Annotated in this window: 11 protein-coding genes; all 11 read right to left on the reverse strand. The window is 66.3% G+C overall.

Going from position 1 to position 14478, the window contains the following annotated elements:
• A partial coding sequence (locus J0L98_RS13535; protein ID WP_296412298.1) for a DUF3488 domain-containing protein occupies window positions 1–965 on the reverse strand: 965 nt, incomplete at its 3' end.
• Window positions 966–1134: 169 nt separating this feature from the next.
• Complete coding sequence (locus tag J0L98_RS13540) at window positions 1135–2016, reverse strand: DUF58 domain-containing protein (protein WP_296412299.1); 882 nt, start codon at window positions 2014–2016, stop codon at window positions 1135–1137.
• Window positions 2013–2957, reverse strand: a complete 945-nt coding sequence (locus J0L98_RS13545) for an AAA family ATPase (RefSeq protein ID WP_296412300.1) — start codon at window positions 2955–2957, stop codon at window positions 2013–2015. The genes J0L98_RS13540 and J0L98_RS13545 overlap by 4 nt, the downstream gene beginning before the upstream one ends.
• 27 nt (window positions 2958–2984) lie before the next feature.
• Complete coding sequence (locus J0L98_RS13550) at window positions 2985–5102, reverse strand: TonB-dependent receptor (RefSeq protein ID WP_296412301.1); 2118 nt, start codon at window positions 5100–5102, stop codon at window positions 2985–2987.
• The gene (locus tag J0L98_RS13555; RefSeq protein WP_296412302.1) at window positions 5102–6607 is read right to left on the reverse strand and encodes a di-heme oxidoredictase family protein; all 1506 of its coding nucleotides are present in this window, start codon (window positions 6605–6607) and stop codon (window positions 5102–5104) included. The genes J0L98_RS13550 and J0L98_RS13555 overlap by 1 nt, the downstream gene beginning before the upstream one ends.
• A gap of 24 nt (window positions 6608–6631) precedes the next feature.
• Entirely contained in the window at window positions 6632–7729 is a 1098-nt protein-coding gene (locus J0L98_RS13560; RefSeq protein WP_296412303.1) for a hypothetical protein, read from the reverse strand.
• Window positions 7726–10023, reverse strand: a complete 2298-nt coding sequence (locus J0L98_RS13565) for a hypothetical protein (protein WP_296412304.1) — start codon at window positions 10021–10023, stop codon at window positions 7726–7728. The genes J0L98_RS13560 and J0L98_RS13565 overlap by 4 nt, the downstream gene beginning before the upstream one ends.
• Complete coding sequence (locus J0L98_RS13570) at window positions 10020–10559, reverse strand: hypothetical protein (RefSeq protein WP_296412305.1); 540 nt, start codon at window positions 10557–10559, stop codon at window positions 10020–10022. The genes J0L98_RS13565 and J0L98_RS13570 overlap by 4 nt, the downstream gene beginning before the upstream one ends.
• Window positions 10559–11794, reverse strand: coding sequence for a type II secretion system F family protein (locus J0L98_RS13575; protein WP_296412306.1), 1236 nt, complete (start codon window positions 11792–11794; stop codon window positions 10559–10561). Before J0L98_RS13575 ends, J0L98_RS13570 begins: the two co-directional genes overlap by 1 nt.
• On the reverse strand, window positions 11794–13401 hold the full coding sequence (locus tag J0L98_RS13580) for a type II/IV secretion system protein (RefSeq protein WP_296412307.1): 1608 nt from the start codon (window positions 13399–13401) through the stop codon (window positions 11794–11796). The genes J0L98_RS13575 and J0L98_RS13580 overlap by 1 nt, the downstream gene beginning before the upstream one ends.
• Complete coding sequence (locus J0L98_RS13585; RefSeq protein ID WP_296412308.1) at window positions 13398–14477, reverse strand: PilT/PilU family type 4a pilus ATPase; 1080 nt, start codon at window positions 14475–14477, stop codon at window positions 13398–13400. Before J0L98_RS13585 ends, J0L98_RS13580 begins: the two co-directional genes overlap by 4 nt.
• Window position 14478: the final 1 nt, after the last annotated feature.

The following is a 14478-nucleotide window of genomic DNA, read 5'->3' on the forward strand; positions in this document are numbered from 1 at the left end:
ACCACCCCCGCCGGTAAATCCAGGGCGTAGAGCCACAGGCGGTTATGGGGCGACAGGCGGACCCGATAGTGCACCTGCTGGCTACGCGTCGTGATCTGGGCCTTGAAAGCAGATGGCGCCAGCCCGCCGGCACGCATGATTCCGCGCCCGTCACCACTAGCGTAGGCTGCGTCGAGCCTCCACTCCACACCGTCGTAGTCGTAGTAGACCGGCCCTCGCCAGTAAAGCTGGCTCAGGGCAGGAACCCAGTTCCGGAACTCGGCCACCAGAACGGGGGTGCTCGGCGTCACGTCCGTCTGGGCCTGCCCTGGCTTGAGGCGGGCGCCTACACCCAGCCCCTCACTGGAAAGCTCTGGGCTGATGGAGAGGGGCAAACCAAGACTCAGCCCGATGTCCCAGAGGGGGCCGGGGATGCGGGGAAAGAACAGGAAGAGCACCGCAGCCAACGGCAGACAGGTCAGCAGCCGGCGCGACGCGGGCTTCAGCAGCGGGCCTGGGTCCGACGTAGTCCGGCTCAGGCTGAAGACCAGCAGCAGCAGGGCTACCAGGGCGAGCACGGAGCCACCGCCGTCTCCCCACTGCAGGGTGCCCAGGGCCACCACCAGAAACGCCACCAGACTGACCAGCGTGAGTTCCCGACGGCTCGATGCTTCGGCCCACTTGAGGGTAATGACCGCCAGCACGGCCAGACGCAGGGTCGACGCCGCCAGCCAGCCTTCCTGCTGGCTCCCGACGAACAGGCACAGGGCTAGCAGGACCAGCCGCCCGAGCACCGCCAGGCGCCCTGCTGGTAGCCGCCGGCTGAGCAGCCCCACCACCAGCAAAGGCCCCGCCAACGCAGGAAGCGCCGGAAAATGTGCCACACCGGCGAGCAGGACGAGGGCCAGGCTGGGCAGCGCGTCCCTCCCGGAGGCGTTGAAGTGCGCCTGGGGGAAGCGCGGCAGGGATGCGACAGACAAGGACATCAGCGACCTCCGTTGAGACTCCAGGCCCCGGTGTCTTCCTGACTCTCGACACCAATCAGCCCCAAGGAGAAGGGTTCGACAGCCCGGACCTGACCAGGCTGTCGATATGGGTAGGGACGCACCCGACGGTCGTTCGGCAAGACAGCAGCGGACGCGGAACGGGACGGCGTCATGATGCGCTGACGCCCCTGGCGCCACGGAGTTCGAAGGCAGCCAGCGCACTCAGGCAGACCTGCCGTTGCACGTGGCCCCTCGCGGGTGGAATCCTCACGGCCTGCAGCCCCAGCCCGAACTCCCGCCCCTGGCGATCCGCCTCGACGATCCACAGTGCCAACTGCGACAGACGGGCCTCCAGATCCCCTGTGCAGGCCCCGTCCCTCAGCCACAGGGCATGCCCTCCCCGCGAGCCGTCGAAGCGATTGACCGCGGGCTCACCGCGCCGGGCGAAGGCCCGCCAGTTGATGTGGCGCGGGCTGTCGCCCGGCGCGTAGGGGCGAAGCCCCTGGAAATCACTGGCCTCATTGCTGTTATGGGCCGGGTCTGGATGGCCTTCTGGCAGCGGCAAGGCACCATCGGGCCGGGGATAAACCACCGCGGAGCAGGGCGGCAGCGGCCGTGACGCACACCACAGGCCCAAAGGCCAGGTGCTGATGAGCCGGAAGTCCGAAAAGACAGGCAGCCCCCGAGCGAGCACCGGCCGGACAATGCCGACCCCGTCACCCGATTGCAGCAGCCCTTCAGGCGGCCCCTCGCGCCCAGGTACGGCCAGGGCCACCCGATGCCGGGGTCGCGTAAGTGGGCCCACCAGAACTACGCGAAAGTCCGCCTCTTCGCCGGCAAAAGCATGGGGCGCGGGTCCCCAGCGCAGTGTCAGGCCCGCCAGGTTGCGCCACGCGTCCCAGGCAGCCTGCAGCCACAGGGCCAGCAGGATGAAGGCCATGCCGAAGATCAGGTTGCTGGCGTAGTTGATGGCGGTCGCCAGCAGGACCAGAACCACGGCCAGACTGCCCAGACCGACGCCGGTGGGGAGGAGGGATGCGCGCCATCTCATGGCAGGGTCACTTCCCGCAGGATCCCCTCTGCGGCGGCCTGCGCGTGGGGAGCATCGGCAAGCCCAAGGCGGTGTACGACCGTGGCGGCAAACACCGCATGCACGTCGGCGGGCAGGACATGCCCGCGGCCATCTAGAAATGCCCAGGCCCGCGCCGCCGCCAGCAGCGCCAACCCCCCGCGCGGAGACAAGCCCCACCCCGCGCGGGCATCGGCCCGGGTGTGATGCACCAGCGCCAGGATGTAGTGCAGGAGGGCATCGGACACATGCACGGTGTCGGCCGCAGCCTGTAGGGCTAGCAGGCCCGGAGCGTCAAGCTCCGGGGACAGCTCACTGATCAGATCCCTGCGATTGGCACCCCGCAGGATGTCGAGCTCCGCCCCCCCATCGGGATAGCCCAGGGACAGGCGCATGAGAAAACGATCGAGCTGGGCCTCGGGCAAGGGGTTTGTGGATAGCTGGTCAACCGGGTTCTGGGTGGCGATCACAAAAAAGGGACGAGGTAGCGGGTGGGTCACCCCATCGCAGCTCACCTGCTGCTCCTCCATCGCCTCCAGAAGGGCCGACTGGGTCTTGGGGGAGGCCCGGTTGATCTCATCAGCGAGCAAGAGCTGGGTGAAGAGGGGCCCCGGGTGGAAGACGAACTCGCCCCGATCACGGTCAAACACCGCGCCGCCGGTCAGATCCGCCGGCAGCATGTCATTGGTGAACTGGACGCGGGTAAAGCCCAGGCCCATGACCTTTCCGAGGGTGTGGGCGAGCACGGTCTTACCCATGCCGGGCAGATCCTCAAGCAGCAGGTGGCCGCGGGCCAGCAGACAGGTGAGCGCCAGCCGGACCACCCTGTCCTTTCCCAACAGGATGCGGTTGATGGATTCCAGGGCCACGTTCAGGGAAGGCAACGCAGCGGCATCTGCGGGCGGCAGATCGGCGAGTTTCATGGTTTTTCCTTTGCAGTGGCGAATGCGTCAGAACTCAAAGCGGGCTCCGACATAGGTGAATCGGCCCCGGTTGGGGCCCCAGATCTGAGTGACGTCCACACGACCTCCCGCATCTATCCATAGGTATCCGTCGTGCCGGGTCTGGCGGAAGTCGGTAAGGTTGTCGACGCCGGCAAACACCGCCCACTGGGGGGAGATCGCGTACTGGAGACGCATGTCGATCGTCCAGAAGGCAGGGCTGCGGTCAGGCTTCAAGGTGCCGTCGAAGTTGTAGCGTGGCGCCTCCCGGTAGTAGAACCGAGACAGATCCTGGGGGGCCGTCCAGGTAGCCCGGGCGAAGAAATCCCAAGAACCGTAGTCCCCGGACAAAGTGAAGTAGGCGCGCTTCTCGGGTCGTGCGAAGGCCAGGGTGCCTACCGGAAAGTCGTAGCGGGCCAACTCGACGGCAGCGCTGGCGGCCAGCCACGGGAAGAACTGGTAGCCGAGCTGGGCGTCGGCCCCCTTCACCTTGACCGGTTGATCGGCACTGCGCAGAACGGAAATGGGGTTGCCGTGCACATCCGTGGCATTCACATCCAGCCACGCCAGGTTGTCGAGGCGGGTCAGGTGGGCATTGCCGACAAACTTCCAGGGGCCGTCCTGCCAGTCGAAGGTGTACATCAGGTTGCGGGATTTCTCGACGCCGTTGGTGGCGCGGACGATCTGCAGCGTATCGAGGATGCCATGGTCCTGCTCGAAGTAGCTGGTCGGAGCCCGATAGCCCTGACCAGCGGAGATACGGCTGGAACTGTGCTCGTCGTGATGCCACAGCAGATTGAGCCGTGGCGACAACTGGGTGCCGTAGGTGCTGTGCCGGTCCGCCCGCAGATTGAAGGACACCTCCAGGCGATCATCGAAGAGGGGGTAATAGGCTTGCACACCCAGACCCGGCGTGCGGTAGGTGTAGTTGTCGAGCCCGTCGGCCCGCCCGCCGTCGGGCAGGGTCGCCCGGGAGCGCAGATCCTCGTAGCGGAAGTCGCCCTGCAGGGTCCATACCCCGCCGGCGAGTGGCGTCTTGAGGCTCGCCATGAGGTAGGCCTGGTTCTGACCAGCCAGGTAGGCGCTCCCCTCGTAGAAGGAGTCCTGGTCATGCCGGGCGTAGCCGGCGGCAAGGCCGATCAAGCTCTCCCCAAGCCGCCGCTCACCAACAACATAGGCGGACTGACGCTCGGTGAAGATGATCTCGGACAGCCCGGCACGCCCATCCGTGTAGCGGATCGGGCTCCCGTCAGCGGGGCTCAGCCATCCGTCGGCGAAGGTCGAAGCGTGGTGCCCCCGGGAGAAATCGAAGGGATTGCCCTCCCGGCTCGCCTTGATGGCTGCATAGTCCCGTCCAAGGGCGCCGCCCCCTCGCTTCTCGTCTACCGCGTCGATGCGCCCGCGCAACTTGAACCCACCCACGTCGTCGGCGAAGAAGCCGAGCCCACCGAGCTTGCGGGTGTAGCCGGCGTACTCCGAAACACCGTTTCCGTCGCTGTCCACCGAGTGGTGGGTGTTGTAATGGACGTTGGCCATCACGGCTCCGCCGTTCATGGGCTCGGCGATCTGGGCGTCCAGGCGGCGATGCCCAAAGCTCCCCGCCACGGCCTCTACCAGGCCTTCGCGCTTTGTGGGTCGTCGGGTAACGATGTTGACGGTGCCAGCCAGCGCCTCGCCGGTCAGGCCAGAGGCGCCCGCACCTCGCATAAGCTCGATGCGCTCGACCCCACGCAGGCCGACCGAATCGAGTCCATAGGCCTGGGATACGGCCGAGAACAGCGGTACGCCATCGATCAGCAGGGTGGTGTAACGCCCGGGCAAGTTGTTGAGGGAGATGAAGCGGGCGTTACAGATCGAGCACTCCACTTGGACGGCCACGCCCGGACGCTTGTCGAGGGCCTCGTTCAGATTGGTAGCGCCCTGCCGCAGCGCCTCGTCAGGTAAGCACACTTCAACAGGGGCCACCTCATCCCGTAACCAGGGGCGGGCACGTGGCGCCCCGCCCGGGGACACGCGTTGGGTATGCACCGTAATCGCATCAAGGGTGGCTTCGCCAGCATAGGCGGAGCCTGCCTCAATGAACGGAAAGACAAGGAAAAGGCCCCGCAGGAGTCGTGCGGATGTCATCACAGGGACTCCAGGAAAGTAATCAAGGCAGCTCGGTCCGGACGGCTTAACCCCATGAAACGGGCGCGGGCAGGTGCTGCTTCGCCCTCATGCCACAGAATGGCCTCGGTCAGGTTGCGAGCGCGCTGGTCGTGGAGGAAGGCACTGTGATGGTTGCTGCGCTGGGTCAAGCCGATGCCCCACAGGGGCGGCGTCCGCCATTCGGCGGGCCCCGCATCGTTGTCCGGGCGACCTGCCAGCCCCGGCCCCATGTCATGCAGCAGCAGATCCGAGTAAGGATGGATGATCTGACCCCGCAGCCGGGTAATCGGGTGAGTGCCACCGGTCTTCAGCGTATCCACATGACAGGCGTTGCAGCGGATGTCGGCAAACAGACGCTCGCCACGCTGTACCCGGGCGTCGTCGACATTCCGCCTGGCAGGCACGGCGAGTAGCTGAAGGTAAGTCGTAAGAACCTGGAGCTGCTCTTCCTTGAGATCCGTGTGCCCCTGCCCACCGTTCTTCGGAGCCCCGGTGCAGGCGGTTTGACCGGGCAGGCAGAGCTCCCGGGGATGGATGGGGGAGGTCATCCCCATGTCGTTGAAGGCGGCGCCGGCCGTCTGGGCACGCAGGCTCGCTTCGTTGGCCTTGAGGGAGAAGCGGCCGATCACACGAGCACCGGTCTCCGGGTCCGTGACCCAGTTCGGTCTGCCCGACACACCATCCGGATCAAGCTCCTGGGCCTTGGCGAGCCCCAGGAGCGTCGCTGTGTCGATGGCTTCAAGCAGCCCCATGCCCGGGAGGCGCGGCGCACTGCGCGCCTCCAGGATCAACCCGGCCGGGAGGGGGCCGTAGCCGGGGTTGTCCACTCGATAGCGTGGATGGCGCAGACTAAAAGACTCTCCGTCGGGAAAGGCACCTGGCACCTCATCCCAGGTAATCACCCCCATCCCTTCTGGTGGCACACCTGCCACGGACTTGTCACGTAGCTGGGCATGATAGCCCGGTGGTGCCATGTAGCCCCCCTTCCCATCGGGAACGCTCAGGCGCAAGAAGATTCCCTTCATCGGTTCTCCGGTCTGGTAGGGTGTCTCCACCGGGCCGTCACGAAAATGGCAGGCGCCGCAGGCATTGGCGTTATAGAGCGGACCCAGCCCCTCCGGCGTGGTGGCAACACCGCCCGCCTTCACCGTCGTGGGGTCGCGACCGCTCGCCGCACGATAGGGCTGCTCGAACAGGCCATCCCCATCTTCAAAGCGCTTTGCATACTGCCACGGCAGGTTGTCGGCAGGCTGCCCGAAAGGCTTGTACCCCTTATGGAAGGTGGTCATGTCACCGCCGGACAGTACGGCGGGGTTTGCAGTGCGGATGTGCGCCAGGCTGCCGTCGCCATAGCCGCTACGCCACGCGTATTCGGACTTCCACAGGGTCCAGCCATAGGTGCCACCAGCCAGGGCCAGCATTACCAGCCCGAGGAGCAGCCAGCGGGATCGGGGGGGGGGAAGGTTTGCAGTCGTCGTGCTCATCGCTTTGTATGCAGTAGTGGCGTGTCAAAAGGCATGCTGGAACCCCAGGCCCGCCGACCAGCTCAACCATCGGACTTCGTTCAGCCGGGTTTCACCAGTGCTGCCAGCGGCGCCGAAGAATTCGTCAGTACCGTCCGTGATGCGGAAGTGCCGCCAGTGGAAGTTGGCGGTGACGGCCGAGCCGGGCTGGATCTGCCAGGCCAGCGCGGTGCTGGTGGCCCAGCCACTGCCGTTGCCCTCGTGACGGAAGCTGAGCGGGTGGGCGAGGTCGCCGCGCAGGTTCCAGTCGGCCTCGGCGCGGTAATGGAAGCTGTGACGCTCCACCTCAGCATCGACAGTGAGACGTTGGATGGGCTGGAACCGCAAGCCCATCCCCGCCCAGGGGCCCCACCACCGCGGCTTATAGCTGCTGGTGAGTCCGGCGAAAGTGCCCGTGCTACCCTGCCCGGTTTGAAAACGATCCGCCAACGCCTGGTTCCAAAGTACGGTCTCGCCGTAACGCATGCTCAGATCCTGGGTATGGCGGGCATAGCCGATCCGGGGGGTGAGGCTGAGCACCTGGGCAAGCGGGAACCTCCAGCCGACCGAGCCACTAAAGTCCAGGGACTGCCCGCCACCGGGCTTCGAGTGAGAGCGTGACCACTCACCGTTACGGTTGTCCAAAGCGTAGTCTGAATCGCGCACATCGCCCCAGGGGCCGGCATGGGCGTATGTGATCTCGCCCTTCAGGCTCAGGCCTTCGTGGCCTACCCACTCCCCACCCAGGCGCAGCGCCGCAGAATGTTGGCGCCACGCCAATTCCGAAAGGATGTTTGGCGTGTCGCGGCCTGAGCTGCTACTGGCGATGTTCCAGCGCAGCTTGTCGTGACGATAGCCCAGGCTCACATCCACATGCCCCTGCCCGACCGAATCACTCCAATCGCCCTCGATCCGGACCGAACGCGGCCCATCTACCCCCGGCACCATCAAGGTGGGCGCTTCGGTGGCAGGCCCGGCCGCAACAACGCGGCTTCCCCGCCCATCAAACACAGTCAGCACGGCGCCCTCCAGCGGGTCTTCCGCGCGGGCAAGCAGCGGCATCAAAGTGACCAGCCACCACCATGTCCTTCTTGTCGACTTCATGGGCGCACCTCCCGGGCCTGATCAAAAGGCTGTCGCGAGATCGCGTAGGCCCAACTCCATGACTCGCCCCCCGGAGCCCCCCTAAGACGCTGACGCTCAACTACCACCGCCTCCCACTTGCCGGGAATGCGCCCGGGGCCTACGTCCACGGTCACGCTGCCGAGGTTGGCAAGCTGCAGCGCGGTCACGTAATAGCCATCTCGGCTCCAGCTTGCCGCTGGGCGGATCATCAGGTTGATATCACCACTGGACAAGGCCTCACGACCGACCAGGGCAACCGGCGCGAGCCGATCCGGTGGCGCTGCGGTTGGGTCCGTATTGCGCACGGCGCGGGCTGCCGCACGGGCCAGGGAGACAAATAGTTCATCACCCTGCTGCCGGATCGATACCGGAGGAGGGGTGGCGCTGCCGGGAGAGCGGCTCTCGGGCAGATCGACTCGGGTCGGCGGCGCTTTGCCGTCCTGCAGGGCCTCTGCTTCCCGAGCCTTGTCCCGGGACACCCGGTCTGACTCATCACCGTTCTCCATGACCCGCGGGGTGATGAGCAGCACAATCTGGCTGCGCGAGTGGGTCTTGACGTCCTTGCGGAACAGCACGCCGATGCCCGGGATGTCACCCAGCACAGGCACCTGCTCGCGGGCCACCGAGTTGTTCTGCCGGATCATGCCGCCCACCGCCACGGTCAGACCGTCCTGGGCGTGGGCGGTGACCTGCAGATTGGCCGTGTTAACCGTGTCGATGGGAAACTGGAACACGTTGCCGCCCGTGGTGGGCAGGGGAATGGTAGCGTCCCCGGCCTTCAGCGTGGAGCTGTCCTGATCGATGGTCAGGGACACGGAGCGATCGGCGTTGATGCGCGGCAGGATGGTCAGGGTCTGGCCGACATTGCGTTTCTCGGTCTCGACGGTGATGGTGGTGTTGGTGGCGCCGGTGGTGCCGGTCTGGGTGTCGGAACTGGCTCCCACGGTGAGCACCCGCTCGTCACCGATGAACAGCCGGGCAGGCTGATTGTTGGACGCCACGAGCATGGGCGAGGCCAGCACGCTGACCTTATTGCGCGCCTCCAGCAACTGCAGGCGCAGACGGATGGCGTTGCTGACGATCTGCCAGACCATGGTCGGGTCATTCTCCTCGGCGAAGTTGCCCGACGAGATGGCATTGCGGGCGTAGGCCCCGCTGGTGCCGGACACGGCACTGTTGGTTATGTTGCCCAAACCGACAGGGCCTGCTGAGGTGGAGCGCCCGCCGACGCCAATGTCGAAGATGGAACGGAAATCGTTGTCGAGGGTGACTTCGAGGATCTTCATCTCCAGCAGAACCTGCTTGGGCTGGCGGTCCATGTCGGCCACCAGCCTCTGGATGCTGGCGAGGGCATCATCGTCGCCGGTGCGGACAAGCAGCAGGTTGTGCTGCCGGTTGTAGGTGACCTGGATGGGCGGCCCCCCTTTTGTGGAGGCGGCCAGCACGTCGGCGGCATCCACCACCGGGTTGCCCTTTTCGTCTAGCTGAACATGGCGGGCGATACGGTCCTGCCCCATCGTCACCAGTTCCTGGCCAGGATTGAGATTGCCAGCCAACGCAGTGCTGGTCGTCCCGGCACCAAAGTTGCCCTGGATACCCGTACCGCTCCCGCCCACCCCGGAGGCATTGCCGAATCCGCCTGCAGCGCCAACCCCTCCGGTGTTGCCAACACCCACCCCCCGCGCGCCCAGCGCCTGCTGGCCCGCCACCCCCACAGTACCGACGCCCGTACCCGTGGGGGTGCGCTGCGTGGCCCCCAGACTGACCGGAGGCTGCTCCTCGACGGGCATCGAGAGCGAGACCCGGTTGCCATACAGCGCGCGGATGGCGTTGGCGATACTCACCACATTGGTGTGGCGCAGGGTAAAGCTGCGGGTCACCTCGTCCCGGGCGATGGCGATGTCACGCTGGTATTGCTCCGCATCCATGATGAGGAAGGTGCGGGTGGCAGGGTCGTAGCGATACCAGACGCCCGCCGCGCGGCTAAGATTGCGCACCATGCCCTCCACCGTGACATCGCGCATGTAGAGGCTCACCAGCTTGTCGGCCACCTTGCTGGTGACCACCACATTGGTCTTGCCGATCTGGGAGATCAGGCGGGCCGCGTCATCGAGGCGGACAAGGCGCAGGTCCAGGTCGCCAGGAGTCGTCAGCGGTGCCGCAGCGAGCGAGGCGTGCCCCTGGCCGGCGGCCTGAAGCGACGGGATACAGACAAGCAGGGCCAACGCCAGGGCCGACTGGCGATGGAGGCGGGTACACATCCGGAGGCTCATCGGATGATCACCTTCAGCTGGGGGGCGCCCTTGCCGATCAGCTCGACCCGGTCCGCATGCACACTAACCACGTAGCGCTGGCCTTCAAAGTCAATCTCGTCCTTGTCGCGAACGGTCATCGCTTCCATCGTCGGGTCATCCTGGGTACTGGTGATCTGGGCAATCCGCCCCAGCGGGCCGGACGCCAGCGCCTTGAGGCGCCAGCTGCGGCTGATGCGGCTCCCGCCCACGCCGGGCGCCGTCACCCGTGGGCTCACCTCCCGCAAGCGGGGCGAAACCTCGAAGGGGTCACGATCAACGGACGCGACAGATGGGGGCGCAGATAGCTGCGCCCGCAGCGGCACCTCATCCGTGTCACGGGACTCCCGCCCGGCCTTGGCGCCGGTTCGCCGGCCGACCGCGTCCGCATAGCGGCGCAGCGTCTCCAGGTCTTGGGCCATGGACGGCGGCGCCCGCTCAATGACCGACTCGAGGTTCTGGGCGGCAGCGCTTGCCGCGAGCAGGGTCAGGGGAAGTGCGAGAGTCAGGCGATGCATCAGCCGCCCCCCGTGGAGACTGCAAGGACAGCCTGAAAAAACGCGTAGTAAACAAAGCCCACGATGCTACCTACCAGCAAGGTCAGCACTGGCTCGATGAGGGAGGACAGCAGCTTGACCCGACCATCCAGCTCACGCTGGTAATGGGTTCCAAGGGCCTCCAGCACGGTATCCATCTGCCCACTGCGCTCGCCTATAGCCACCATGTGGCGCACCAGCCGTGGCAAGGCCGGCTGCTCCAGGGCGATGGCCAGGCTCTTGCCCACGAGTACCTGCTCGGCGGCGGCGCGGAAGGCAGCGGCAAAGCGGGCATTGCCCATCACGTCAGCGACAACACGGATACCCTCCAAGGCGGTCAAGCGGCTCTTGATGAGCATGCCCAGGATCCAGGTGCCCTGGGCCATGGACGCAAAAGTCAGCGCGCCCCCTACCACTGGTAGGGCCAGCAGGATGCGATCAAGCACCAGCCGCGGGCCGGGGATGCGGTGCAGGATGAGCAGGCTTACGACAAGCACGACCAGCCCGCCCCCAACCACCCCGCCCCAGCGCTGCAGCAGGTCTGCCATATCCATCATGGTCTGGGCCGCCCACGGCACCGCCTTGCCACGGGCATTGAGAAACTGGGCAAAGCGGGGCACAACCGAGCTGACCAGGTAGTAGATGACACCGGTGGCAGCCAGCACGACGATGCCCGGATAGACCAGGGCCGTGGTGAGCTGCCGCCGGACCTCGGCGCGGCGCTCGAGCATGGACGACAGGCGCTCGAACACCATATCGAGCTCGCCGCTGGCCTCGCCGGCTTCGATCAACTTCACCGCCACCCGGGGAAAGAAGGCCCTCTCTTCGGAACAGGCGGCCGAGAAGGAGGTACCCCGCTGTATACGGGCCGCAATGCGCGACAAGGCATCGCCCAACCGCGGCTTGGACGTCAACTTTGCGCTGGCCTGGAGGGTTTCCAGGATGGTATGGCCGGAGCGCAGCATGAGCTGCATCTGCCGGAACAGCATCTGCAGGTCTCGTAGCCCCACCGGCAGCAGGTAGCCAAGACTGCGCAGGGCACCGCTCAGTATCTGGCGCCACCCCGCTGCACCGGCACCATCACCCGCAGCCAGTTCCAGCACCCGCAGCCCCAGGCCCCTTACCCGGGAACGGGCATCGGCCAGATCGTGGGCGTCAACCACGCCCCGCGACTCCTGCCCTTGGGCATCAAGCGCTACATAGGAGAACACCGCCATCAGTCGGCACCTGCCAAGTAGGGCCTGACCTCGGCCAAGCTGGTGATGTGAGACAGGACCTTGGCCCGTGCGTCGTCGGCCAGGCGCCAAAGGTGGGTGGCACGGCGGGCAATGTCCCGCTCTCGGCCGCCGTCGGCGATGGCCTCAGCAAGGTCGCCATCCACCCACAGGGCCTCAAACAGGCCCACCCGTCCGCGATAGCCACTGCCCAGACAATGAGGACAACCGACTGGCACAGCCAGATCGCCCACTTCACCATCCGTCCGCCCGAGCCAATGCAGTTCCTCCGGGGTCGCCGGTCTAAGGGTAGCGCAGTGGCGGCAGAGCTGACGCACCAGGCGCTGGGCAATCACAGCCCGCAAGGTGGCCCCCAGAAGGAAAGGCTCACAGCCGATGTCGGCCAAGCGGGTCACCGCCCCGGCGGCGCTGTTGGTGTGCAGGGTGGCGAGCACCATGTGGCCGGTGGTGGCAGCCTTCAGGGCCACGTCGGCCGTATCCAGATCACGGATTTCTCCCACCAGAATGACGTCGGGATCGTGACGAAGAAAGCTGCGCAGGGCATCAGCAAAACCGACCTTGCCGCTAACGGGTAACTGGGAGATGCCAGGGATCACCTGCTCGACAGGGTCCTCAGCGGTGAGGATGTTCAGGCTGTTGGCATCCAGCTCCCGCAGAGCGGCATAGAGGGTTGTGCTCTTGCCCGAGCCGGTGGGACCGGTGACGAGCACAATCCCATGGGGGTGGGCCAGGGCTTCCCGTAGACGGCCCGCCATCTCGGCGGGCATGCCGAGGGCGTCCAGACTGAGGCGCCCCGGATCGGATTTCATGATGCGGAGGGTCAGGCGCTCACCGAACTTGGTTGGGGCGCTTGCCACACGCATCTCCACGGTCTCGCGGTCTCCGAGGGGATAGGCGATGCCTCCATCCTGAGGAGCCCGGGACTCGGCGATGTCCATGCCGCCCAGCACCTTCAGCCGGGAAATCAAGCCATCGCCCAGATCCCGGGGCAGCACACCACCGAACTCCTGCATCCGCCCGTCTACCCGCAAGCGGATCCGCACCCCTTCGGGAAGAGACTCCACATGAATGTCCGAAGCGCGGAGCAGGCGGGCCTCCTTGATAACCTGCTCGAAAAGGGCCACCGGGTCCAGATCACCGCCCCCACGCCCCACCTCGCCCCCACGCAGTCGGCGGACAAGAACGGCCAGCGCATCGGCATCGGCCAGTGCCAGGGGCAACGGGCCCAGCACCCGTCGCGCGGCATCTATGCCAATTACATCATCCGGATCCCCTACCGCAAGGAGCAGGCCCGCTCCGTCAAGGGGCCGCATCGGGACCATGGGGTGGCGACGCAGCAGCGGCGCGGGCAGGCGGGCCAACGCATCTTCATCGGCAAGCCACGTACCAGGCCGACAGAAAGGCAGATCCCGGACCCGGGCCAGAGCCATGACGAAGGCCGTGTGTGGCAACCCCAGCTCCCGGGCAAGGGCCTCGAGCAGGGACTGGCGGGCCAGCCGCGCCTGGGGGCGCAGACGGTTGAGCAGCTCGTTGTCAAACAGGCCAGCCTGCAGGCCGGCATTGATAAGGGTGGTCTCGGCGAGGCTCATGGACGCTGGCGTTGGCGGATACACGCCACAAGGTTGTCGAAGCCATGCCGGTCCCGTGCCAAGGGGCGGGCCGTATCAGCCTCCACCAGGCGCTCCTGGACCAGCAGGGCCAGAGATTGGTCAAAAGTCTGCATGCCAAGCTCCATGCCCGACTCGATGGCGGAGTAGATCTGGTTGCTGCGCCCCGAGGCGATCAGGTTGGAGATGGCGGGCGTGACCCTCAGAACTTCTACCGCGGGCACCCGACCGACGCCGCCGCTACGCGGCAGGAGCTGCTGGGAGACCGCAGCCTTCAGCACCATGGAGAGGCGGTGCCGCGCTAGGGATTGCTCCTCCCCGGGAAAGGCGCCGACGAAGCGCTCGACGGTGCCGGTAGCGTCGGCGGTATGCAGCGTCGAGAACACCAGGTGGCCGGTCTCAGCAGCCACCAGGGCGGCCCGCATGGTCTCGGTGTCGCGCATCTCACCCACCAGGATGACGTCCGGGTCCTCCCGCATGGCAGCCTTCACGGCACTGGCGAAGTCCGGGGTGTCAGTACCCACCTCCCGGTGGCTGACAACGCTGCGCAGCGGGCGATGCACGAACTCCACCGGATCTTCGACGGTGAGGACATGGCGGGCACAGTGGGTATTGATCTCATGGATCAGGGTGGCCAACGAGGTGCTCTTTCCGCTACCGGTGACACCGGTGACCAGCACCAACCCACTGCCCAGGTAAGCCAACTCCCTCAGGTGCTCGGGCAGGCGCAGCTCGGTCAGGCTGGCAAAGCGCTCGGGCAGGTGCCGGGCGACCAGGGCCAGCCGCCCCAGGCTACGGAACACATTGATCCGGAAGCGATCGCCGCCGGCGGTGGTGTAACCCAGATCCGCGCTGCCCGTCTGCATCAGACGCTGCAGCCGGGTCTCCCCCAGCAGCGGCTGGACAAGCGCCTGCATGGCGTCGTCGTCCCATGCCCCATGACCGTGGGGCGTGAGTTCGCCCTGACGGCGCAGGAAGGGCTGCCGGCCCGCCGCCAGATGCAGGTCAGAGGCGTGGGCCGCGATGGTCTCCAAGAGCAGGGTATCGAGGTCACTCATG

The sequence above is a fragment of the Zoogloea sp. genome (genome assembly GCF_017302315.1).
Taxonomy (GTDB): domain Bacteria; phylum Pseudomonadota; class Gammaproteobacteria; order Burkholderiales; family Rhodocyclaceae; genus Zoogloea.